This is a genomic window from Bradyrhizobium genosp. P, from assembly GCF_049949265.1.
Classification (GTDB): Bacteria; Pseudomonadota; Alphaproteobacteria; order Rhizobiales; family Xanthobacteraceae; genus Bradyrhizobium.
Map to the genome: position 1 here is coordinate 4643483 of NZ_CP188195.1, position 20053 is coordinate 4663535.

General features: G+C 62.9%; 22 protein-coding genes and 1 tRNA gene. 14 read left to right on the forward strand and 9 right to left on the reverse strand.

Annotated features, from left to right (window positions below):
* Positions 1-134: 134 nt before the first annotated feature.
* The 5 genes from plsX (at position 135) to ACP2YO_RS22460 (ending at position 3433) form a co-directional block, all read left to right on the forward strand.
* On the forward strand, positions 135-1196 hold the full coding sequence (gene plsX, locus ACP2YO_RS22440) for a phosphate acyltransferase PlsX (RefSeq protein ID WP_426442744.1): 1062 nt from the start codon (positions 135-137) through the stop codon (positions 1194-1196).
* Complete coding sequence (locus ACP2YO_RS22445) at positions 1193-2170, forward strand: beta-ketoacyl-ACP synthase III (RefSeq protein ID WP_426442745.1); 978 nt, start codon at positions 1193-1195, stop codon at positions 2168-2170. The genes plsX and ACP2YO_RS22445 overlap by 4 nt, the downstream gene beginning before the upstream one ends.
* A 130-nt stretch (positions 2171-2300) precedes the next feature.
* Positions 2301-2636 carry an integration host factor subunit alpha gene (locus ACP2YO_RS22450; protein ID WP_426442746.1) on the forward strand — a complete coding sequence of 112 codons (336 nt, stop codon included), beginning with the start codon at positions 2301-2303 and terminating at the stop codon, positions 2634-2636.
* A gap of 25 nt (positions 2637-2661) precedes the next feature.
* On the forward strand, positions 2662-3267 hold the full coding sequence (locus ACP2YO_RS22455) for a MerR family transcriptional regulator (protein WP_426442747.1): 606 nt from the start codon (positions 2662-2664) through the stop codon (positions 3265-3267).
* Positions 3268-3355: 88 nt separating this feature from the next.
* Positions 3356-3433: transfer RNA gene (locus ACP2YO_RS22460), tRNA-Pro, on the forward strand.
* A 75-nt stretch (positions 3434-3508) separates the two neighbouring features.
* Here the strand turns inward: ACP2YO_RS22460 and ACP2YO_RS22465 are convergent.
* The gene (locus ACP2YO_RS22465; RefSeq protein WP_426442748.1) at positions 3509-3697 is read right to left on the reverse strand and encodes a hypothetical protein; all 189 of its coding nucleotides are present in this window, start codon (positions 3695-3697) and stop codon (positions 3509-3511) included.
* Between the two features lie 152 nt (positions 3698-3849).
* On the opposite strand from ACP2YO_RS22465, the gene ACP2YO_RS22470 reads away from it, so the two are divergent.
* Complete coding sequence (locus ACP2YO_RS22470) at positions 3850-4044, forward strand: hypothetical protein (RefSeq protein ID WP_426442749.1); 195 nt, start codon at positions 3850-3852, stop codon at positions 4042-4044.
* A gap of 341 nt (positions 4045-4385) precedes the next feature.
* Positions 4386-4565 (forward strand): hypothetical protein, encoded by a 180-nt coding sequence (locus ACP2YO_RS22475; RefSeq protein ID WP_426442750.1) that lies wholly within the window; start codon positions 4386-4388, stop codon positions 4563-4565.
* A 120-nt stretch (positions 4566-4685) separates the two neighbouring features.
* Here the strand turns inward: ACP2YO_RS22475 and ACP2YO_RS22480 are convergent, their stop codons facing one another.
* Positions 4686-5693 (reverse strand): MBL fold metallo-hydrolase, encoded by a 1008-nt coding sequence (locus tag ACP2YO_RS22480; RefSeq protein WP_426442751.1) that lies wholly within the window; start codon positions 5691-5693, stop codon positions 4686-4688.
* Between the two features lie 176 nt (positions 5694-5869).
* Positions 5870-6382 (reverse strand): MarR family winged helix-turn-helix transcriptional regulator, encoded by a 513-nt coding sequence (locus ACP2YO_RS22485; protein WP_426442752.1) that lies wholly within the window; start codon positions 6380-6382, stop codon positions 5870-5872.
* A gap of 450 nt (positions 6383-6832) precedes the next feature.
* On the opposite strand from ACP2YO_RS22485, the gene ACP2YO_RS22490 reads away from it, so the two are divergent.
* From ACP2YO_RS22490 to ACP2YO_RS22500, 3 genes are all read left to right on the forward strand, one after another.
* Positions 6833-8371: a porin gene (locus tag ACP2YO_RS22490; protein ID WP_426442753.1), complete on the forward strand. Its 1539-nt coding sequence runs from the start codon at positions 6833-6835 to the stop codon at positions 8369-8371.
* 392 nt (positions 8372-8763) lie between these two features.
* Entirely contained in the window at positions 8764-8958 is a 195-nt protein-coding gene (locus ACP2YO_RS22495; protein ID WP_426442754.1) for a hypothetical protein, read from the forward strand.
* Between the two features lie 142 nt (positions 8959-9100).
* On the forward strand, positions 9101-10063 hold the full coding sequence (locus ACP2YO_RS22500) for an SDR family oxidoreductase (protein WP_426442755.1): 963 nt from the start codon (positions 9101-9103) through the stop codon (positions 10061-10063).
* Here the strand turns inward: ACP2YO_RS22500 and ACP2YO_RS22505 are convergent, their stop codons facing one another.
* The 4 genes from ACP2YO_RS22505 to ACP2YO_RS22520 form a co-directional block, all read right to left on the reverse strand.
* Positions 10064-10531, reverse strand: coding sequence for a GcrA family cell cycle regulator (locus ACP2YO_RS22505; protein ID WP_426442756.1), 468 nt, complete (start codon positions 10529-10531; stop codon positions 10064-10066).
* A 47-nt stretch (positions 10532-10578) separates the two neighbouring features.
* Positions 10579-10779, reverse strand: coding sequence for a hypothetical protein (locus ACP2YO_RS22510; RefSeq protein ID WP_044542480.1), 201 nt, complete (start codon positions 10777-10779; stop codon positions 10579-10581).
* 175 nt (positions 10780-10954) lie between these two features.
* Positions 10955-12781, reverse strand: coding sequence for an AMP-binding protein (locus tag ACP2YO_RS22515; protein ID WP_426442757.1), 1827 nt, complete (start codon positions 12779-12781; stop codon positions 10955-10957).
* A 90-nt stretch (positions 12782-12871) separates the two neighbouring features.
* Positions 12872-13813: an acetamidase/formamidase family protein gene (locus ACP2YO_RS22520; RefSeq protein WP_426442758.1), complete on the reverse strand. Its 942-nt coding sequence runs from the start codon at positions 13811-13813 to the stop codon at positions 12872-12874.
* Between the two features lie 66 nt (positions 13814-13879).
* On the opposite strand from ACP2YO_RS22520, the gene ACP2YO_RS22525 reads away from it, so the two are divergent.
* The 3 genes from ACP2YO_RS22525 (at position 13880) to ACP2YO_RS22535 (ending at position 16822) form a co-directional block, all read left to right on the forward strand.
* Positions 13880-14680: a YdcF family protein gene (locus ACP2YO_RS22525; RefSeq protein WP_426442759.1), complete on the forward strand. Its 801-nt coding sequence runs from the start codon at positions 13880-13882 to the stop codon at positions 14678-14680.
* Positions 14681-14770: 90 nt separating this feature from the next.
* Positions 14771-15556: a DUF169 domain-containing protein gene (locus ACP2YO_RS22530; protein WP_426442760.1), complete on the forward strand. Its 786-nt coding sequence runs from the start codon at positions 14771-14773 to the stop codon at positions 15554-15556.
* 90 nt (positions 15557-15646) lie between these two features.
* Positions 15647-16822: a saccharopine dehydrogenase family protein gene (locus tag ACP2YO_RS22535; RefSeq protein WP_426442761.1), complete on the forward strand. Its 1176-nt coding sequence runs from the start codon at positions 15647-15649 to the stop codon at positions 16820-16822.
* Positions 16823-16986: 164 nt separating this feature from the next.
* Here the strand turns inward: ACP2YO_RS22535 and ACP2YO_RS22540 are convergent, their stop codons facing one another.
* Positions 16987-18183, reverse strand: a complete 1197-nt coding sequence (locus ACP2YO_RS22540) for an FAD-dependent oxidoreductase (RefSeq protein ID WP_426442762.1) — start codon at positions 18181-18183, stop codon at positions 16987-16989.
* A gap of 81 nt (positions 18184-18264) precedes the next feature.
* Between ACP2YO_RS22540 and ACP2YO_RS22545 the strand changes: the two genes are divergently transcribed.
* Positions 18265-18801, forward strand: coding sequence for a MarR family winged helix-turn-helix transcriptional regulator (locus ACP2YO_RS22545; protein WP_426442763.1), 537 nt, complete (start codon positions 18265-18267; stop codon positions 18799-18801).
* Here the strand turns inward: ACP2YO_RS22545 and ACP2YO_RS22550 are convergent.
* Positions 18773-20044 (reverse strand): O-antigen ligase family protein, encoded by a 1272-nt coding sequence (locus ACP2YO_RS22550; RefSeq protein ID WP_426442764.1) that lies wholly within the window; start codon positions 20042-20044, stop codon positions 18773-18775. The two genes, ACP2YO_RS22545 and ACP2YO_RS22550, sit on opposite strands and share 29 nt — an antisense overlap.
* Positions 20045-20053 lie beyond the last annotated feature (9 nt).

Below are 20053 nucleotides of genomic sequence, written 5' to 3' on the forward strand. Positions count from 1 at the left end.
ACGGCGGACACGCTATTGTCGCCGCCCGGCTGGAATGCGACATGGCGTTTCGCCGCGCGCCGTTGACAGCGGTGACTTCAAGCTCGCGGTCTTCGATTGAAGGGGCTGTGGGAGATCAGGTTTCCGGGACGTTCATGCCTCAAAAGGTTCGAATCGCGCTTGACGCCATGGGTGGCGATGTCGGCGCATCGGTCGTCATTCCCGGCGCCGCGATTTCGTTGAGCCGTCATCCGGGCAGCGAATTCCTGTTGGTTGGTGACCAGGCCAAGATCGAGCCTGAACTCGCCAGGTATCCCGCGCTCAAGGCAGTGTCGAAGGTGATCCATACCGACGTCGCCGTGAAAAATGATGAGAAGCCGAGCCAGGCGCTGCGGCGCACCCGCCGGGCGTCATCGATGTGGCTGGCGATCGATGCCGTGAAACATGGTGAGGCCGATGTTGCGGTCTCGGCCGGCAATACCGGTGCACTGATGGCGATGGGCGGCATCAATCTGCGGACGCTGCCCGGCGTCGACCGCCCGGCGCTGGCCGCAGTGTGGCCGACGCTGCGCGGCGATTCGGTGGTGCTCGATCTCGGCGCGACCATCGGCGGCGACGCCCGCCATCTGGCGACGCTGGCGGTGATGGGCAGCGCGATGGCGAGCGTGCTGTTCAACCTGGAACGCCCGACCGTCGGCCTGCTCAACATCGGGTCCGAGGAGATGAAGGGCCATGAGGAGATCCGGGAGGCGGCCGAACTGCTGCGCGCGATGAACTCGACCCAGTTCAACTATATCGGCTTCGTCGAGGGCGACGCGATCGGCAAGGGCCTCGCCGACGTCATCGTGTCGGAAGGTTTCAGCGGCAACATCGCGCTCAAGGCCGCCGAGGGAACCGCGCGCCAGATGTTCACGCTTTTGCGCGAGGCCATGAACTCGAGCTGGCTGGCGCGGATCGGTTATTTGTTTGCCCGCGGCGCATTCCAGAAGCTGCGCGACAAGCTCGATCCCAACAAGTCGAATGGCGGCCTGCTGCTCGGCCTGAAGGGCATCGTGGTCAAGAGCCATGGCGGCATCAACGCGGAAGGCTTTGCCTATGCGGTCGATGTTGGCTATGAGATGGCCCATTACGATCTCCTCACCAAGATCAATCAGATGCTTAATCGCGATGGCAATGCGCTGGTGCAGGCGCGGGCCGCGCAGGAGGCTGTCTCGTGACTACGATACGTTCGGTCGTGCTTGGCTGCGGCTCTTACCTACCGGAGCGGGTTCTGACCAATGCCGAACTGGCTGCTCGAATTGACACGTCGGACGAGTGGATCGTGCAGCGCACCGGTATCCACCAGCGCCACATCGCCGCCGACGACGAATTCACCTCGCACCTCGCGATCAAGGCGGCGCAGGCCGCGCTCGCCGATGCGCAGATCGATGCGCAAACGATCGACCTGATCGTGCTGGCGACCTCGACGCCCGATAACACCTTTCCGGCCACCGCGGTTGCGGTCCAGCACGCGCTCGGGATCAACCACGGCGTAGCCTTCGACCTGCAGGCGGTGTGCTCCGGCTTCGTCTTTGCGCTCACCACAGCCGACAATTTCCTGCGCGCGGGTGCCCACAAGCGGGCGCTGGTGATCGGCGCCGAGACCTTCTCGCGCATCCTCGACTGGGAGGACCGCGGCACCTGCGTGCTGTTCGGCGACGGCGCTGGCGCGGTCGTGCTCGAGGCCCAGCCGCATGCCGGCACGATCGCCGATCCCGGCGTGCTGACCACGCATCTCCGCTCCGACGGGCGGCACAAGTCGAAGCTGTTCGTCGACGGCGGCCCGGGCTCGACCAGGACGGTCGGGCATTTGCGGATGGAGGGCCGCGAGGTGTTCAAGCATGCGGTCGGCATGATCACCGACGTGATCGTCGACGCGTTCAAGGCCACCGGCCTCAACGCCGACGACATCAACTGGTTCATCCCGCATCAGGCCAACAAGCGAATCATCGATGCGTCGGCCCAGAAGCTTCATATTGCGCCGCAGAAGGTGGTGCTGACGGTCGACGGGCACGGCAACACCTCGGCCGCCTCGATCCCGCTCGCGCTGTCGGTCGCCGTGAAGGACGGACGCGTGAAGAAGGGCGACCTGGTGCTGTTTGAGGCGATGGGTGGGGGCTTCACCTGGGGGTCGGCGCTCGTCCGCTGGTGAACAGATCGCCAAGAAACGCTGGCATTTTGCCGATTTCTTTCCTGCCTCAGCATGCTGGACGCTGTTGACCATTGCGCGCTAAGCTTTTAATTTCAGTCAAGAATTGTTCGCCGAGAGTGCGGGGCAGGCGATGACCAACGGAACCGGAAAAACAGTTACGCGTGTCGATTTGTGCGAGGCGGTCTATCAGAAGGTAGGCCTGTCGCGCACCGAATCGTCGGCGTTCGTCGAGCTTGTGCTGAAGGAGATCACCGATTGCCTGGAGAAGGGCGAGACGGTGAAGCTGTCGTCGTTCGGCTCCTTCATGGTGCGCAAGAAGGGACAGCGCATCGGGCGCAATCCGAAGACCGGCACCGAGGTGCCGATCTCGCCGCGCCGTGTCATGGTGTTCAAGCCATCGGCGATTCTGAAGCAGCGCATCAACGGCCAGGTGGTGACCAACGGCGACGCCGGCAAGGACGATTGATCCTTGAACCAAGAGGAGCTGGCATTTGGACAAGGCGCCGGATGCGTTCCGTACTATCAGCGAAGTCGCTGACGAACTGGACATTCCCCAGCATGTCCTGAGATTCTGGGAAACCCGCTTCGCGCAGATCAAGCCGATGAAGCGCAGCGGCGGACGCCGCTACTACCGCCCTGATGACGTCGACCTGCTCAAGGGCATCCGCCGGCTGCTCTACGGCGAGGGCTATACGATCCGCGGGGTGCAGCGGATCCTGAAAGAGCACGGCATCAAGTCGGTACAGGGCATTGCCGACCAGACCGCTTCCGTCTCGTTCGGCGCGGTCGAGGAAGCCGTCGGCCACAGCATGCAGGAGCCCGACGCCGCCGAGGCGGGCGACGGCCTCGATCTCGACGGCGAGGAGGGCGATGGCGACGAGCAGGGCATCGACTATCGCTTCGTCGACCCTGACGAGGATGCCATCCTGTCGACCTACAAGAGCCATCTCCAGCCTGCCAAGGCGCCTGTCAAGGCCCCGGCCGCCGCCCCGGCACGGGCGGCCGTCGCGGCCGCCGATCGCCAGCGCCTCGAACGCGCGCTCCAGGATCTGGTCGCCTGCCGGCAGATGCTGGATACGGCGATGAAGGAGGGTTGACGCCCAGGGGGAACCGGCGCCCCGATCTCCGTCTTTGAGGCCCGTTCCGCCTTGCGCGAATACGGGATCGCAGCTAATGGAACGGCATCGGAGCGTGGCGCAGCCCGGTTAGCGCACTAGTCTGGGAGACTAGGGGTCGGAGGTTCAAATCCTCTCGCTCCGACCATTCAATCGAAACCCTTCTTTGTTTGATACGGTTCGATCCCGGCGAGCCTTTCCCGGCTCGACCCGGACCGCAGGCTCACTTCACGCGGCGCCCCTTGAAGAAGCCTGCGTTGGTGGTGTTCTGCTTGATGTTGGCGGTTTCGCCCTGTTCAGCCGAGTTCTGGACGTCGTGATGACCTTTTGACGTGTCGCGCTCGGCCTCGGCGTTCTGCGTCGGGCCTTTGTTGCTTTGATTGCCCTTTGGGATCGGTGGCATTTTGCTCATGTCCAACATCCTCTTTGAGTTCAATCTTGCCGAGCATAGGGCGTTTCTCGTGCAGCAGAGAAACACTTTTCCGCGTGTTGCCTCGCGCGGAGGAACCCTGGCGTCATGGCCGACTTGGTTGCCGCTGGGGAGCGAATGACAAGGAGACGACCATGGCACGAGACGAGCACAACAAGGCTGCAGAGCACCACGAGAATGCTGCAAAGGCACACCGGTCCGCCGCAGAGCATCATGGCAAGGGCGATCACGCCAAGGGCAAAGAGCACGCCTCGGCTGCAAAGCAGCACTCTCAGACCGCCAATCAGCACAGCGATCAGGCGCATTCCAAGAGTCAGCAGCAGAAGTAAATGAATCAAGAGAGGCCTGGCATGAGCCGGGCCTCTCTTCTTTCGGGCATCATCGTTTCTTCGATCCGAGACACAGCCTCGCATTTGTGCATCCGGACCCGGAACGAGATCGGCGCTGCTTCATTGAATTGGTACGGCGACGGAATCTACGCGAGGAGCGGGACAGTCCCAGCAAAGGCCATGCGGAGTAATGCCCGCACGGCCTTTGTTGCGTTGGTGCGGCGCGGGGACGCGTTGCGAATGCAATACTTCCGACGATATCGATCAAGGAAGACAGCAACCGGGCAAGCTTGAATGTTTCGGGAGGACGGAACCTATGGCCGCCCGGCGCGTTGACCTGCATGGATTATGAAGCCCAAGAGAAGCGTCAGCCCACGGCCGAGGAGCGCGCAGCGAAGAAGGAAAAGAGCCTTTGGGACGCCAAAAAGGCGCTCGCTGAGCGGAAGAAGGCGGATGACGCCTTTCGTGCAAACTTTGAACGATTGAAGGCAGAGCGCCTCGCCCGCGAACGAAAGCCGTAGCGGAGGGGCGGACGCCTCTCGGTGAAAAAAGGCTCTCGGTTCTCCGGGGGCCTTTTGTTTGAACTGTCGCCAATTCCGATTGAAAAATCCCGTCGAAAAATCCCGCCCGGCGATCTCCGCTCAATGGCCGCCTAAACCGCCAATGACCTTCAGGCGCTGCGCTTGGGCGCATTCGTCCTCGATCTTGAAATAGCGCACGACAGCGTCAGCACCGACATCGAGCGGGTGACGCTCACCAGGCTGCCGATCGGCCAGGATCCGCAGCTTGTCGGCGGCACCATTAAACTCGGATTGATTGTTGAGGATGAGAGTCGCGCCGGCCGCCGCAGCCAGCGAGGCAAGCTTGCGCTCGGATGCGAGGTATTGGTCGAAATGAGCGACGTCGTTGGTAAAGTTGAACTCCGTGCCGCCCGAATAGACTACCGTCAGCGGTCTGCCGTGGTCGTGTACCTGGAAAATGCCGGAAATGGTCCCGGGCGTATGCCCCGGCGTCGAATAGAGCGTGACCGTGCGGCCGCCTACCGTGATCTTCATGCCGTCGGTGGCGACGATGTCGCGCTTCGGCCTGCCGGTTGGATATCCGAAGAGGGAGCCTTCGATCAGGTCCCAATCCGCCGTCACCACATGCGCGCCGTAGCGCGACTGGAACAGATAAGCCCCGCCTGACTCGCCGCGATGACCATGCGACACGATCACATATCTGACCTTGGCCGGGTCCAGCCCGAGCTTTGTCATGCCACCGACCAACACATCTTCGGCGTCATGGACGTTCGCCGTGTCGTACAGGATGTAGCCGTCGTCAGAGGTCAACAGCCACGCCGAAACGCTTTCGGTGCCCATCCAGTAGACGTCATCGAACGCCTTCTTCGGCTGCATGTAGGCCGCCTTGCGGCCGGGGTCTTCGCGTGGGGCAGGTGCATCGAGCCGCGGTGCTCCGCGTTGAGGCGCGACGCAGAGGGCGGTCACGAGGCCATAAAAGTCCGGCGTGTTATCGCGGCCGCCAGCGGCGTTTTTTCCGGCGGCGAGATGACCGTCGATCGTATCAGGCACCGGTGGCGGCGATTGCGCATTCGCGGAGCCCAGCATCAGAAGCGCCAGCAGGCAGGGGACCAGGATTTTCGACCGCATGGCGCCCTCCGTTCGCTTCTTTGTTGAACGGCCAGCGTAAGCTCCATTGGCGCGCTATCAAAGCGCGGGCGCAACATCGAGGCTCCGCGCCCCCGACATGCCGGCCGTTCGACGCAGATAGGCCCGCTCACGGCCGAGGATGATCGGCCGAGGTCCCTCAAGCGACGGTTGTGGCGTCAAAAACTGTAATTCAGCGCGACGGTCAGGCATGCCTTTTCGAGGCGGCTGTTGAGCGTGGCGAGCTTGGACGTAAATTCCGCCAGTTCCTTCTCGCTGAACTCCGAGAAGACGCACGTCTTGAACGCCTTGTATTGCTCGGCGAGGCTTGCCAGATGCTTCTTGGTCTTGTCGGTCAGCGACAACCGGACCACCCTTGCATCATCAGGCGAGGGCCCGCGGCGCAGCAGCTCTTTCTGCTCCAGAAGCTTTGACTGGGTGGTCACGAAGGACGGATCGACGTGGAGCAGCTTCGACACCACGTTGACCGGCACGCCGCCGTCCTTGTCGAGATCCGAGACCGCCATCAGGATCATCCATTGCGGACCGGTGATGCCAAGCGTCTTGCCCCAGAACTGCCGGACCTGTTCGAGGTGACAGTTGATGGAGGAAATCTCCAGAGTGAAGCGCTTGATGATGTCGAGATTTTCGATAGCGCGTTGCCGCGTCGTATCCTTCCTCGTTACTGACACTGCTTTCCCTTCCTCGTCGCCGACACACAGCTTTGCGCTGGTTTGATTCTTTTTTGCTCGCGGCTGGTATCATGATCACGGAAGTCGACCATGAACGCAAGTGAGCGTAAATTAATTATGATGTTTATGTGACGAGCGTATGATTTTGCCTGCGACAAATTCTTTTGCGCGAGCAATGCGATACTGGAAGTGTTGCTGGCGAGACACAGTGTGGCCGTATTCGTATAGCTGACTTTATAAACTATTTTGATTAGCAAACTCACCGATGCATATTGGACCTCGGCGGTAGGGGAATCTCGATCGACCCGTTGCGTTGACTGCTCGCATCCATCGCGCTCCTCCAGATTCGTCTGAGGGGGCCAAGTGGCCGGGCGGTTTTCGAATAGGCGGGGGATCAAGGGACGCAAACGCGGCCTGGACTCTCCGCGTATGAGCAACTTGGAGGTTGATATGAAATTGGTGAAGAGCCTTATCCTGGGCTCGGCGGCTGCGCTGATGGCGGTCGGCGGAGCTCAGGCGGCTGATCTTCCCGTGAAGGCCAAAGCGGTCGAATACGTGAAGGTTTGCTCCCTGTACGGTCCCGGCTTCTACTACATCCCGGGCACCGACACCTGCGTCAAGCTGGGCGGCTACCTGCGTGCCGACGTCGTGGTGAACGGCAACAGTGTCTACGGCGCGAACTACAACGGAGCCAGCGGCGCGAACAACCGTTTCACCAACGCCTACACTTGGCGTTCGCGTGAAGACTTCAACATCGATACGCGCACCGCGACTGAATACGGCGTGGTCCGCACCTACTTCGACGCGGTGTTCACCTGGACGTCGGACAGCTACGGTCCGGGCGCCGCTGCCGGCTCGACCATTTACTCGCCGATCGGCACGGCTGCTGCTCCGGGCAACGCCACCGGTGGTGGTGTCGCCGGCGGTGCGCTCGGCGTCTACTTCGCCTTCATCCAGTTCGCCGGCTTCACGATCGGTCGGTCGGTCTCGCAGTTCGCTGCTCCCTGGACCGGCTATCCGGGCAACAACTACGACGCTCTTGTGGGTGGCGTGAACACGACCAACGGCATCAACCAATTCAGCTACACCGCGCAGTTCGGCAACGGCGTGTCGCTCTCTCTGTCGGCCCAGGACCCGACGGTGATCTTGCAGTCGGGCGTGAACAATCTCAGCGTCGGCGGCGCTTACGGTTCCAGCGACTTTGCCAACACGGCGGTACCGGACTTCGTCGCAGCGCTCAAGGTCGAGCAGGCCTGGGGCATGTTCCAGGCGTCGATCGCATCGCATGACAACCATGCGGCCTACTACGGCGCCTCCGAACTCACCGGTCACCCGGATGACAAGTGGGGTTGGGCTGGTGCTCTCGCCTTGTCGATCAAGAATATCCCGACCGGAGCTGGCGACACGCTGAACATCCAGGGTGTGTATACGGATGGTGCAACCCGTTACAACATCCAGGAACTGGCCAGCCAGGCCAGCTCGATCGCGATCTATAGCGGTTCGAACCTGCCGGGCGCGTATGGAAGCGTTGGCTTCGGCACGGCACCTGACACGGTGTTCATTGCCGGCGGTCAGCAGCAGTCGATCAGGACCTGGGGTATGCGCGGTGCGTACACCCACAACTGGAATCCCTACTGGAACACCAGCCTTTACGGTGCTTTTGCTGCGGTCATGTATAATGACACGTCCAAGTCGTACATCTGCGGCATTGGTGGCGTGGGCGGCACGTTCCGTACCGCGTTCGGTGGCGGCGCTGGCGTGACCTCCTGCAACCCGAACTACAACATCGGGCAGATTGGTGTGATCACCCGGTGGACCCCGGTCAAGAACCTGACCTTCTCGGCAGACGTGACCTACAGCCACCTCGATCAGAACTATGCCGGCACGATCACGACGGCTGCTGCTTCCGTCGGCAAGCCGACCGCGACCTACGAGCTGAAGAATCAGGACACCGTCCAGATGCTCTTCCGCGCTCAGCGCAACTGGTAGTCCCCGTTGATCTGATTGCGATCCAACAGAACCCCGGCAGGAAACTGCCGGGGTTTTTCTATGGTGAGAATAAGTAACGGATGGGCCTGCGACGCTTTGATCCACGCATCTGACGAACATTAGCCATGCGATTCATTGGTTCGCAAATTTATTTACTTACCTGATTTACTAAACTATATAGACACCAGCCAACACATTGAATGATGGCTCTTAGCTCACTGCTAAGCCTCCCAAACCTCCGGCAATGCCCTGCCGGAGGTTTTTGATTCAGGGATTCGATTCTTGACTTCGATTCTCGAACCCTGCGCTGGTACCGCAACGATCGCCGCACACGCAGCCTTCAATCATGCCTACGGCTGCGTTGCAGGCCGCTGATTCGGCGCCGTCAAGATTTGACGGAATCGATCCGCAATGCATTCTCGCGGCTCATGGGGGGCTTCAAGAACAGCCGCCTGGCTCGCATGAGCAGCGGCCATTATTGCTTGATACGGGATCTTGGCCTGGTGAAGGGCGGCAAGGGGCTGCGGCATCACGAGGTGGTCCTCGATTTCTCATGGCGCGGCCTGCTCAGGCTGCTCATTCCGTAGCGCGGACATCCTGCGATGCGTCAGCGGCTGGCGCCGTTGATGGGCGATGACTCCGTGATGTAGGGTGCATCGGCCAAACGGTTGGGATTGCGATCCGCGCTCCAACCGAAACAAAAACAAGCAGGGAAGAAACGGAACTGACATGAAGGATTTTGCCGGAAAGATTGCCGTGATCACGGGTGGTGGCACGGGGATGGGGCGCGAGCTGGCGCGCCAGCTTGTCGCGGAAGGCTGCAATGTCGCGATGTGCGACGTCTCGGCCGAGGCGATGGCGGAGACCAAGCGGCTCTGCGAGGTCGAGAAGCTGCCGCAGGGCCTGCGCATCACCACCCACATCGCCGACGTCTCGATCGAAGATCACTACAAGCGCTTCCGCGACGAGCTGATCGAGCAACAGGCCACCGACAGGATCCATCTGCTGTTCAACAATGCCGGCATCGGCGGCGGCGGCAGCCTGTTCACCAACACGCGCGAGCAATGGGAGCGCACCTTCAACATCTGCTGGGGCGGCGTCTATCTCGGCGTGCGTACCTTCCTGCCGTTGTTGGTGAAGGCCGACGAGGCCCATATCGTCAACACCTCGAGTGTCAACGGCTTCTGGGCCTCGGTCGGCATGGGCGTATCGCACACCGCCTACAGCGCGGCGAAATTCGCGGTGAAGGGCTTTACCGAGGCGTTGATCAACGATCTCCGCCTCAACGCGCCGCACGTGAAGTGCTCGGTGGTGATGCCCGGCCATATCGGCACCTCGATCGTGTCGAACTCGCGCAAGGTGCAGAACGGTGCCGACCAGCTCACGGCGGACGAGCTCAAGCAGGCCCGCCAGCGCCTGCAGGGGCAGGGCATCGACGTCGCGAAGATGTCGGACCAGGACATCCAGAACCTCGCACTCGATCGTGCGCGCACCTTCCTCGAGGAGGCACCAACTACGGCGGCTGCTGCCGCCAAGATCATCCTCGACGGCGTCAAGGCCGACCGCTGGCGTATCCTGGTGGGCGACGACGCGCATCTGCTCGACGAGCACGTGCGCGAGACCCCCGAACAGGCTTATACGCCGGAGTTCTATCAGAGGATCGTGGCGGCGACCGGTTGGAAGATCGGCTGATTAGCCCCGCGCCGCACGCTGGCGCGAGCCGGTCTGGTAGGCGAGGCGATAATGCCCTGAGCAATAGGGCATGCCGCCGAGCGGGGTGTTGCCGCAGAAGCAGAAGTCGTCGGCGCCCGGCGTGTTGATCGGCCAGCGGCAGCGCTGCTCGCTCAATTCGAGCAGCGAGCAGTTGTTCGCGCTGACGATCGGTGCGTCGTCGGCTTTCTGGTCGTAAACCGCGTGCAGTAGTGCGAGCTGCTGCTTCGCTGTCGGCCTCTCGCCCGGCGCGCCGGACTTCTTCTTTCGCAGCCGGCGTTTGCCGTCGGGCGCGCTGTGGGACAGGTTCAGCCGCGAGAGCTTGCCGATCACGGCGTTACGGCTGACGCCGATATTGACGGCAATGTCGCGGCAGGAGAGGCCGGCTTCAAAGTAGCTTTTGAGTTGTTCGACGCGCTCGGGCGTCCAGGTGGGTTGAATGGCAATCATCTGCGGTTCCACGTTCTGTTGAACCGCCGCGCACAGGTCGCGCCCCCTCAGGGCGCGCGGCCGTTGTCGCGGATCGCAAGCAGCCCGTCCTTGATGGCGAGCCGAATGCCTTCCTCGATCAATGTCCGTGCAACGCCCGGGACGCTCGTGCCGTGGGTGCCCTGTCTCACCAGCCTCTCGAGATATCCAATGGTCGAGAGCGCCAACGTGACCGGTACACGGTCGGTTTCGGCCTTTTCCGTAGCCATGAGAGAACGCTAACTCTGAACGCGTGTACTGAAAAGTATCTATTTAGAGTCTATTTAGGAATAGGGCGCCAAGTCAAGCCGGATCGGTCGGGCCGCCCGCGCAGCCGGCCACGCGCGATCGCCCGCTGACTCGAGGGATCACCGGCGCCGTAAAATCCCAAATGCAGAGAATGGGTTAAGGGCGCAATTCAACCTTGACCGGAAACGTCTTGAGCAACCGCTCAGCGGTTTCGGCCTTGTCGGGCGTTGCGGTCACGCTCAGATACAGGCCGCGGGACGGGTCGGTGATCGCCTCCACGCTGACCTCACTGGTCAGTCCTTCCAGCGCCAGCAGCTCGCGCGCGGCTTCGCCGGCGGCGATCTCGCGCAGCTTGGGCTTGAAGATCTTGCCGACCGGGGTGACCGGCATCTCTGCAATGACCGACACCGCGCGCGGCCGCGCCGGCGGCTCGGGGATGTTGTCCTGAACGAAGGCGGCGAGCGCCTGCGCATCGATGTGGACGCCGGGCTGCGCCGAGACGAACAGCATCGGCACCTCACCGGCATAGGCATCGGGACGCCCGACCGCGGCGGCGAGCGCGACACCAGGGAATTGCAGCGCGGCGTCCTCGATCGCGCGCGGATCGATGTTGTGGCCGCCGCGGATGATCACGTCCTTGGCGCGGCCCAGGATGTAGACGAAGCCGTCGGCATCGATCCGGCAGATATCGCCGGTGCGCAGCCAGCCGTCGCGAAAGGCCTCCTCGGTCTGCTTTTGGTCGACATAGCCGGCAAACACCTGCGGCCCCCGGGTGAGGAGTTCGCCGACCGGCGATGGCCACGGGCCGGTGTGCAGTTTGCCGCCCTCGAGGATCGCAAGCTCGACCAGCGGATTGCGAGTGCCGACGCTTTCGGCACGCGGCTTAACGCCGTGCACATCATGGGTGATGGCGCCGGCGAGTTCGGTCATACCGTAGAGCTGCTGGATGCAGGGGCCGCCCCAGATCGCCAGATAGCGCCGCTCGATCTCCAGCGGGCAGATCGAGGCGCCGATGGCGGTGACGCGCAGGCTCGAGATGTCGCTGTCGCCGACCGGGATGTTGGCGATGGCGCCGAGCGTGGTTGGCACGCCACCGGTAATATTGATGCGGTACGTCTCGACGATGCTCCAGAAATGCCTGACCAGCGCTGGATCGCGGGCGCCGGCGGGGCCGGGAATGACCATGGTGGTCCCGGCTGAGAGAGCGTTAGAGGAGGTGCAGAACAGGCCGCCGACATGGAACAGCGGCATCGTGATCATCGCGCGCTCGCCACGACGGAAGTCGAGCGCCATCCGCGAGGAGACGACGGAGGCGACCATCGCGCGGTTGGTCAGTCGCGCCACCTTGGGATGACCGGTGGTGCCGCCGGTCGGCAACATCACGGCGACGCGGCCGGCCTCGCTGATATCCCTGGACTTGCCGTAGTCCTCGCGCCAGGCGGGATCGGGCCGCAGCACCTCGCCGTCGAACGCGATTGAGCCGTCGAGCGGCACGATCACGATCCGCTCGAGCGAGGGCACCTCGCGCTCCAGGCCCTCGATCTTCTCATAGAGCCCGCCCGCCATGCCCGGCGGCGGCGCCAGCAATAGTTTTGCCTTGATGGCGTTGAGTTGCGCCACGATCGCCTCGCGCGTGAACAGCAGGTTGAGCGGCTCGGCGATGGCGCAGGCGGCCGCGCCGAAGATTGCGACCATCGTCACTGGGGCGGCCGGCAGCAGCACCGCGACCGCATCGTCCTTGCCGATGCCTTGGGCGCGGAAGTAGTTCTCCGCTGCCTTGATGCAGCCCATGAAGTGGTCGTTCGAGATCACGACCGGGTCGGGATCCAGTGGCGAGCGCAGATAGATCGCGGCTTCGGCCTCCGGCGCGCCCTGCGGACCGGGGGCAATCAGATCGAGGATGCGCGGGCAGGCGGCCAGCGTCTCCTGCATCTCCTCGTCACGCGCGGCCTCGTCGGTCGGCGAAAGCCTGTCCTTCAACATGTCCGTCCCCGTCGTTTTTGTTCGTTCGTTGGGACCGGGATTGTATCGAGCCGAAGTTGCAAAGCACAAGTGCGGCTTATCGACAGCCCGTCACCCGTGCACGACCGATTTGGCGATCATGCAGTGGATGCCCTTGGAGCCGTTCACGGTTTGCGTTACGCGCAGGTCGGCGGCGAGGCTGCACAGCGTATAGGCATCCTCGCGGGAGAGATTCCGCTTCTCGCCGAGCAGGACGATCATGTCACGCAGCGCCCGCACCACGCATTGGTCGAGGTCGGGATCCATCGCCATGGTCATGTAATGATCGGCAGTCTCCGCGCGCGGATAGGCGAGCTTGAGGTCCTTGCGCAAGGTCAGACGGAAGCGGCCGGTCAGCGCAGTCTCGATCGCGGTGACGCAGACCTCGCCGTCGCCCTGCACACCATGGCCGTCGCCGCACGAAAACAGCGCGCCCGCCACGAACACCGGCAGATAGAGCTTGGCGCCGGGCCCCAGCTCCTTGTTGTCGAGATTGCCGCCCATCGCGCGCGGAATCAGCGAGGAGATGCGGCCCCAGGCCGGCGGCGGCGACACCCCCATCACGCCGAAGAACGGCTTGAGCGGCAGGTCGAGGCCCCAGGGCATGCGGCCGACCATGCGCTCGCGATCGAGCGGGAGGTTGAGAATGCGCGGCTCGTGGAAATCGTCGGGCAGGGTGCCGGACAGCGGCTTGATCAAATTGTAACCCCAGTCCTGCCGGAGCTGCACGTCGATGATATCGACCTCGAGCACGTCGCCGGGTTCGGCACCCGTTACCGCGATCGGTCCGGTGAGGATGTGCCCCGGCAGCATCCGCTCCACCTTGGCGTGGATGTCGGCGAGTTCTGGCGGGACGTAAAACTGGTTGCGATCAGGCACCACATCCGGACCGCCGCTGACGGTTTCGATGGTGACTTCGTCGCCGCTCGCCATCGTCAGGACCGGCTTCAACTTTGCTTCAAAATAGCCCCAATGGCAGGTTTCCGGACTGGACTTCAGGTGATGATGGGGCATGTGACGTCTTTCGATTGCGCTTCCGGCAGCGTATGACGTGACGACAAAACTTCCCAGAGGCCTCCCTTGTTTTTTGTGCTCTCCAAGACGATCGGCATCATGCTGCTGCCGGTGAATCTGTTGATTGGCGCAGGCTTGCTCGGCGCCGCCCTGATGCCGACGCGGTTTGGGGCGCTCGGTCGCAGGTTGGTGGTCGCCGCTGCCGTGCTGCTTGCGGTGATCGCCTTTTCGCCGGTCGGCAATCTCCTGATCTATTCGCTGGAGCAGCGTTTTCCGCCCTGGAATCCGGCGCGCGGCGCGCCTGATGGCATCATCATTCTTGGCGGATCGGTCGATCCCGATATCTCGCTCGCGCACAAGACCCCGGTGGTGCGGCAGGCGCCGGATCGCGTGATCGTCGCGGCCGAACTGGCGCGCAGATATCCGGACGCCCGCATCGTGTTCACCGGCGGCAATGCCAATCTGCTGTCGAACGATGCCAAGGAAGGCGATTATGCCGGCGAGGTGCTGGAAGGCCTGGGCGTTGCCAAATTGCGTCTGACCGTCGAGCGGCAATCGCGCAACACCGTGGAGAACGCCGAATTCTCCAAGGCGCTGGTCAGACCGAAGCCGGGCGAGCGCTGGCTGCTCATCACCTCGGCCTATCACATGCCGCGCTCGGTCGGGCTGTTTCGCAAGGCGGGATTTGCGGTCGAACCCTATCCGGTCGATTGGCGCGTCGGAAAGCTCGGCGATCTGTTCGTCGCCAATTTCGCAATGGACGGGCTGTCGCGCACCGACATCGCCATTCGCGAATGGCTCGGGCTCGTCGCTTATCGGCTGAACGGCAAGACCGATACGCTGTTCCCGGGGCCGGAGGCGCACTGACACGCGACGAAATTGTCGCCTCCGCCGGTCAATCCGGCTAACATCGCAACAACAGGCGGCGTAAAGCCGCGGGTCACGGGAGTTCACGCCATGCAACAGCAGACGCCGCCGGAACAGTTCGACTTCGCTGCAATGGTCGCTGATATCAACAGTCTGCTGCGGCTGAAGACCACGGTGATCGGCATCAAGATGTTCGCCCGTGTAGAAGACATGGAGGCGATCCCGAAGATCCGCCGCCCGTCGGCGATTCACACCACCGACCAGATCGTCAGCATGGCCTCGCGGCTGGGCTGGACCGTCGGCATCACCGGCGACGATCTGGTCGGTGCGCAGTGCCGCGCGGTGATCGGGCTCGCGCCGCAGGATGAAAAGTGGCTCGCCGGCGAAAACTATGTGGGCGTCTGGCACGGCACATCGGAGGATGCGCGCAAGCGCCAGGAGGCGCTCCACGTCGTGCCTTACGGTCAATACCAGGCGATGGCAGTGAGCCCGTTGACCAGCGGTCGGCTCGATCCGCCCGATATCTGCCTCGTCTATGCGACGCCGGGCCAGATGATCATCCTGATCAACGGTCTGCAATATGTCGGCTACAAGAAGTTCGAGTGGGGGGTGGTCGGCGAGACCGCGTGCGCGGATTCCTGGGGCCGTGCATTGAAGACGGGGGAGCCGAGCCTGTCGCTACCATGCTTCGCCGAACGCCGCTATGGTGGCGTGCCCGACGAGGAGATGCTGATGGCGCTGCCGCCGGCCTACCTCGCCAAAGCCATTGCCGGCATGAAGCAACTCGCCAAGAACGGACTCCGTTATCCGATCGCGCCCTATGGCATTCAGGCCGACGTGCGCGCCGGGATGGGCGTGTCCTACGCAAAGAAATAGCACGCGCGCCACCGCCGGGTTTTTATGGATTGCTTCGTTGCACCCGCAATGACAAAAGGGCCGCAATTCGCCCCGCAGGGAACCTGATTTATGGCCTCGTCGAAATTCGACATCGTCGTCTATGGCGCTACCGGCTTCACCGGCCAACTCGTCGCCGAATATCTCGCCGCGCATTACAGCGACGGCAGCCTGACATGGGCGATGGCTGGACGCAGCAAGGACAAGCTCGCATCGGTCCGTGACGCAATTGGCGCGCCGGCCGATACGCCCCTGATCGTCGCCGATGCAAGTGACGTCGCTTCCTTGCAGGCGATGGTCGCGCAGACCAGATCGGTGATCTCGACGGTCGGTCCGTATCAGCTCTACGGCGATGAGCTGATCGCCGCCTGCGTGGAGGCCGGCACCGATTATCTCGATCTCTGCGGCGAGCCGATCTGGATGCGCCAGATGATCGACAAGCACGAGGCGGCCGCGAAAGCGAGCGGCGCGCGCATCGTGTTCTCCTGCGGCTTCGACTCGGTGCCGTTCGAACTTGGCGCGTTCTTCGTGCAGCAAGAGGCCAAGCGCGTGTTCGGCACACCGGCTCTGCGCGTAAAGGGCCGCGTGCGCGACATGCGCGGCACGCTGTCCGGTGGCACCGCAGCGAGCGCCAAGGCAACCTTCGATGCGGTCGCACAGAATCTCAGCCTTGTCGCGATCCTGAATAATCCGTTCGCGCTGACTCCGGGATTTGACGGCCCGAAGCAGCCGCGCGGCAGCAAGCCGCTGTACGAGGAAGACCTGCAATCCTGGGCCGCGCCATTCATGATGGCGCTGATCAACACGCGCAATGTCCATCGCTCCAACATGCTGATGGGGTTTCCATACGGCAAGGAATTCATTTACGACGAGATGGTTCTGACCGGTCCCGGCGAGAAGGGCGAGGCGAACGCCAAGCGCGTGATGGCGCTGAATGCCGAGAAGACCGGTCCGAGCGCGCCGAAGCCGGGCGAGGGCCCGTCGAAGGAAGAGCGCGAGAACGGGCTCTATGATCTGCTCTATGTTGCGATTGCGCCCGACGGTCGCGAGGTCCGCGCCGCGGTCAAGGGCGACCGCGATCCCGGCTACGGCTCGACCTCGAAGATGATCTCCGAATGCGCGATCTGCCTGCTGCGCGATACGCCCGATGTGCCGGCGGGTTTCTGGACGCCGGGAGCGGCGATGCAAAGCAAGCTGATCAAGCGGCTGGTCGACAATGCCGGACTGACGTTCGAGGTCGTGAAGTAGGCGCGGGCCTTCACCTCGCCCCGCTTGCGGGGAGAGGTCGGATCGCATCGCCAGATGCGATCCGGGTGAGGGGGTACAGGTCCGTCGAAACGCATCGCTCGTGGAGAAAGCCCCTCACCCCAACCCTCTCCCCGCAGGAGCGGGAGAGGGCGAGGATAGAGTGACTACGCCGCGCGCGGATCGTAGGCGTACATGAAGTCCATCCCCCTCGACGCGAAAGGCAGCATCAGTTTCAGCATGTGATCGCGGATCCAGGCGCCGGTCGGGCTGAATTCGCGCTTGTTGTTGCCGTTGCGACGGGCAATAGCCACGATCTTCTCGGCGCGCGGACGCCGCTCGTGCTCGAAGGCCTGGAAGGTCAGGCCAAGTTCCTGGCCGTCGCGCATCAGCAGCCCGAGCCGCATCGCGTCTTCCAGCGCGAGCGACGCGCCCTGACCGGCATGCGGGCTCGTGGCATGCGCGGCGTCGCCGATCAAGAGCGTGCGCTTGCGCGACCAGGTCGGCAGCGTCGCGACGTCGAGTGTATCCGTCACCACGATGTTCTCGGCCGCCTCGATGATCGCGGGAATCGGATCGTGCCAGCCGGCGTGAAAATCGCGCAGGTGCTGCTTGATCGCATCCTGGCTCATCATGCGATAGGCCACCGCGGTCATGCCGTGCGACGGTTGGGTGCTCCACCACATCGCCCCGTCGCTCAGATCGGGGCTGCAGAAACCGTAGCCGAAGAAGCCGCTTTGCCCGAACGTCGTTTCCACGCGCTGTCCGATCGGCAGGTTTTCGAACACCGCGCGCGGCACAAATCCGCCGAAGCCAATCAGTCCGGTGTCGAACGGCGTCGGGCCGTCCGGAATCACGTGCCGCCGCACCGCCGAATGCACGCCATCGGCGCCGATCACGAAATCGCCTTCGGCGGTCGAGCCGTCGGCGAAATAGGCGATGATGGGCTGATCGCCGCGGTCCTCGATCTTCACCAATCGCTTTTCGAAGAACACCCCGACGCTCTCGGACCAGGCCTTGTCGATCAGTGTCTCGTTCAAGGTGGCGCGGCACATGTTCACCGCAGGTTGGCCGAACCGCTCGCGCATGTTCTGATTGATCGAGCCAAGTTTCTTGCCGGCTTGCGAACGGAAGTCGAAGGACTCGGCGATCGAACCGTGGCTGATCAGGTCGTCGGCGAGGCTCAGTTCTGCCAGCACGTGCATGCCGTTCGGCGCGATCTGAATGCCGCCGCCGATGCCGGTGGAGTAGGGCCAGGCTTCATAGAGCTCGGCTTCGATTCCGGTGCGCTTCATGAACATCGCGGTCACCGGACCTGCGATGCCGGCGCCGATGATCAGGGCTTTACGGGGACGTTGGGTCATGCCTTGCTCCGTGCATCCGTGTGAGGTAGGAAAGGCCAGTAGCTAATATTCTTAGTTACTAAGACAATCAGGAACTAAGATATGAAATCGGCTCTGTCAAGCCCGAACGCGCGCGATGACTTGCTCCAGGAACTCGAGGAGGCGATGCGACGCTCGTCCGCCCAGGGCGTCCTGTTCGGTCAAGCCGTTGCGAACATGGCCGGAATTTCCAACTCGGATATGGAATGTATGGACATCCTCCACCTAGAGGGACGCGTGACCGCCGGCCGGCTGGCCGAGGTGACTGGACTGACGACGGGAGCCATCACCGGTGTGGTCGATCGTCTCGAGAAGGCAGGCTACGTCCGCCGCGAACGCGATGAGAGTGACCGGCGCAAGGTGTTCATATCGGTCGTGCCGGAGACGGTCGCGAAGATTGGCCAGTTCTACGTGCCGATGCAGCAGGCGATGCAGAAGGTCTGGGGCGCCTACAGCGATGACGAATTGCGGCTGCTGCTGCGTTTCACCAAGGACGGCTACAAGGGTGTGTTGCAGGCCACCGAGGCGCTGAAGGGGCTGCTTGAGATGCCGCCCGAGCAGCGCGCCAATCTCAAGGTGCCGCCGAAGTCTCGGCGCTGACCGGCGGTGCCGACGGGGCGCGGTAGCGCTCGGCCGCCGCATACATGCCCCACATCGTGCCCAGCATCATCCAGAAGTGCCGCCAGTGATCGGTATCGATGATGAAGCTCTCGCCGACGGTGCCGAGGAATGCCGAGAAGATGGCCAGATACGCGCGCTGCCAGGGCACTCGCACGAAGACATAGCGGAAACCCATGATCACGCTGACGAAGACGAGCGCGGGATAGCAGATGCCCGAGATCCAGCCGCCCGACATGAAGGCGTTGAGATAGGAGTTGTGGGTGTCTTCGGGAAAGTAGGTGTGGAATTGGAGCGGCCCGATGCCGAACGGCATCTCGAGCGCCATCTGGGCACCGAGGATGTGGCGACCGAACCGGCCGAACCGTCCTTCGTCGTAGCTCTGGTCGAAACTCGCGCGCTGCTTGAACATTTCCGCGACGGAATCAAATGACAGCAGCACCGCCAGCAGCGCGGCCGCGAGGATCACGGCGATCAGTGCCATCACGATGATGCGCGAGCGCTGCTTCGACGAGCGGCTGGTCAGCACCATCAGCGCCAGCATGAACATCGAGGTGATCACCAGCCCGCCCCAGGCGGCGCGCGAGAACGCCAGCAGCACCGCGAGCGACATGATGCCAAGGGCGATCGCGTTGCGGAAGGCCTTGCCGAATCGATCGGAGACGACGCTCTGCAACGCGAACAGCGCTGGCAGAATCAGGAACGCGCCGAGTACGTTCGGATCCTTGAAGGTGCCACGGGCGCGGTCGTACAAGGTCAGCAGGTCGTAGCCGCCGGGCACCAGGTGGAAATAGCCCGCAACACCCGAGATCGAGGCGATCATCGCGCCGACGATCAAGCCACGGCGCAGCATGTCGAGGCGCGCTTCGGTATCCTCCGAGATCACCATCGCGAAGAAGATGACGGTGACGGCCATGTACCAGGAGGTGAAGATCCAGTTCATCACCTCCGGCGTGTCGAGGAACGGAATGGCGCCGATGCTGTAGCCGATATTGAGCACGATCAGCGCAAAGAGCAACGGCATGAACACGAGCCGCATCCGCAGGCCGGTGCCGAAGAAGACGACGCAGGCGGTCAGCGTGACCAGTTCGTACGGGCTCGGCTCGATGAACACGATGGCGCCGGATGCGCCGGCCAGCCATACCAGCGCCCGCTGTAATGCCAGCACGCCCGGTGGCGCCGTGATCGGCGGATAGGATGTCCCGGCTGTCGCCGCATAGGCCATCGGATACTC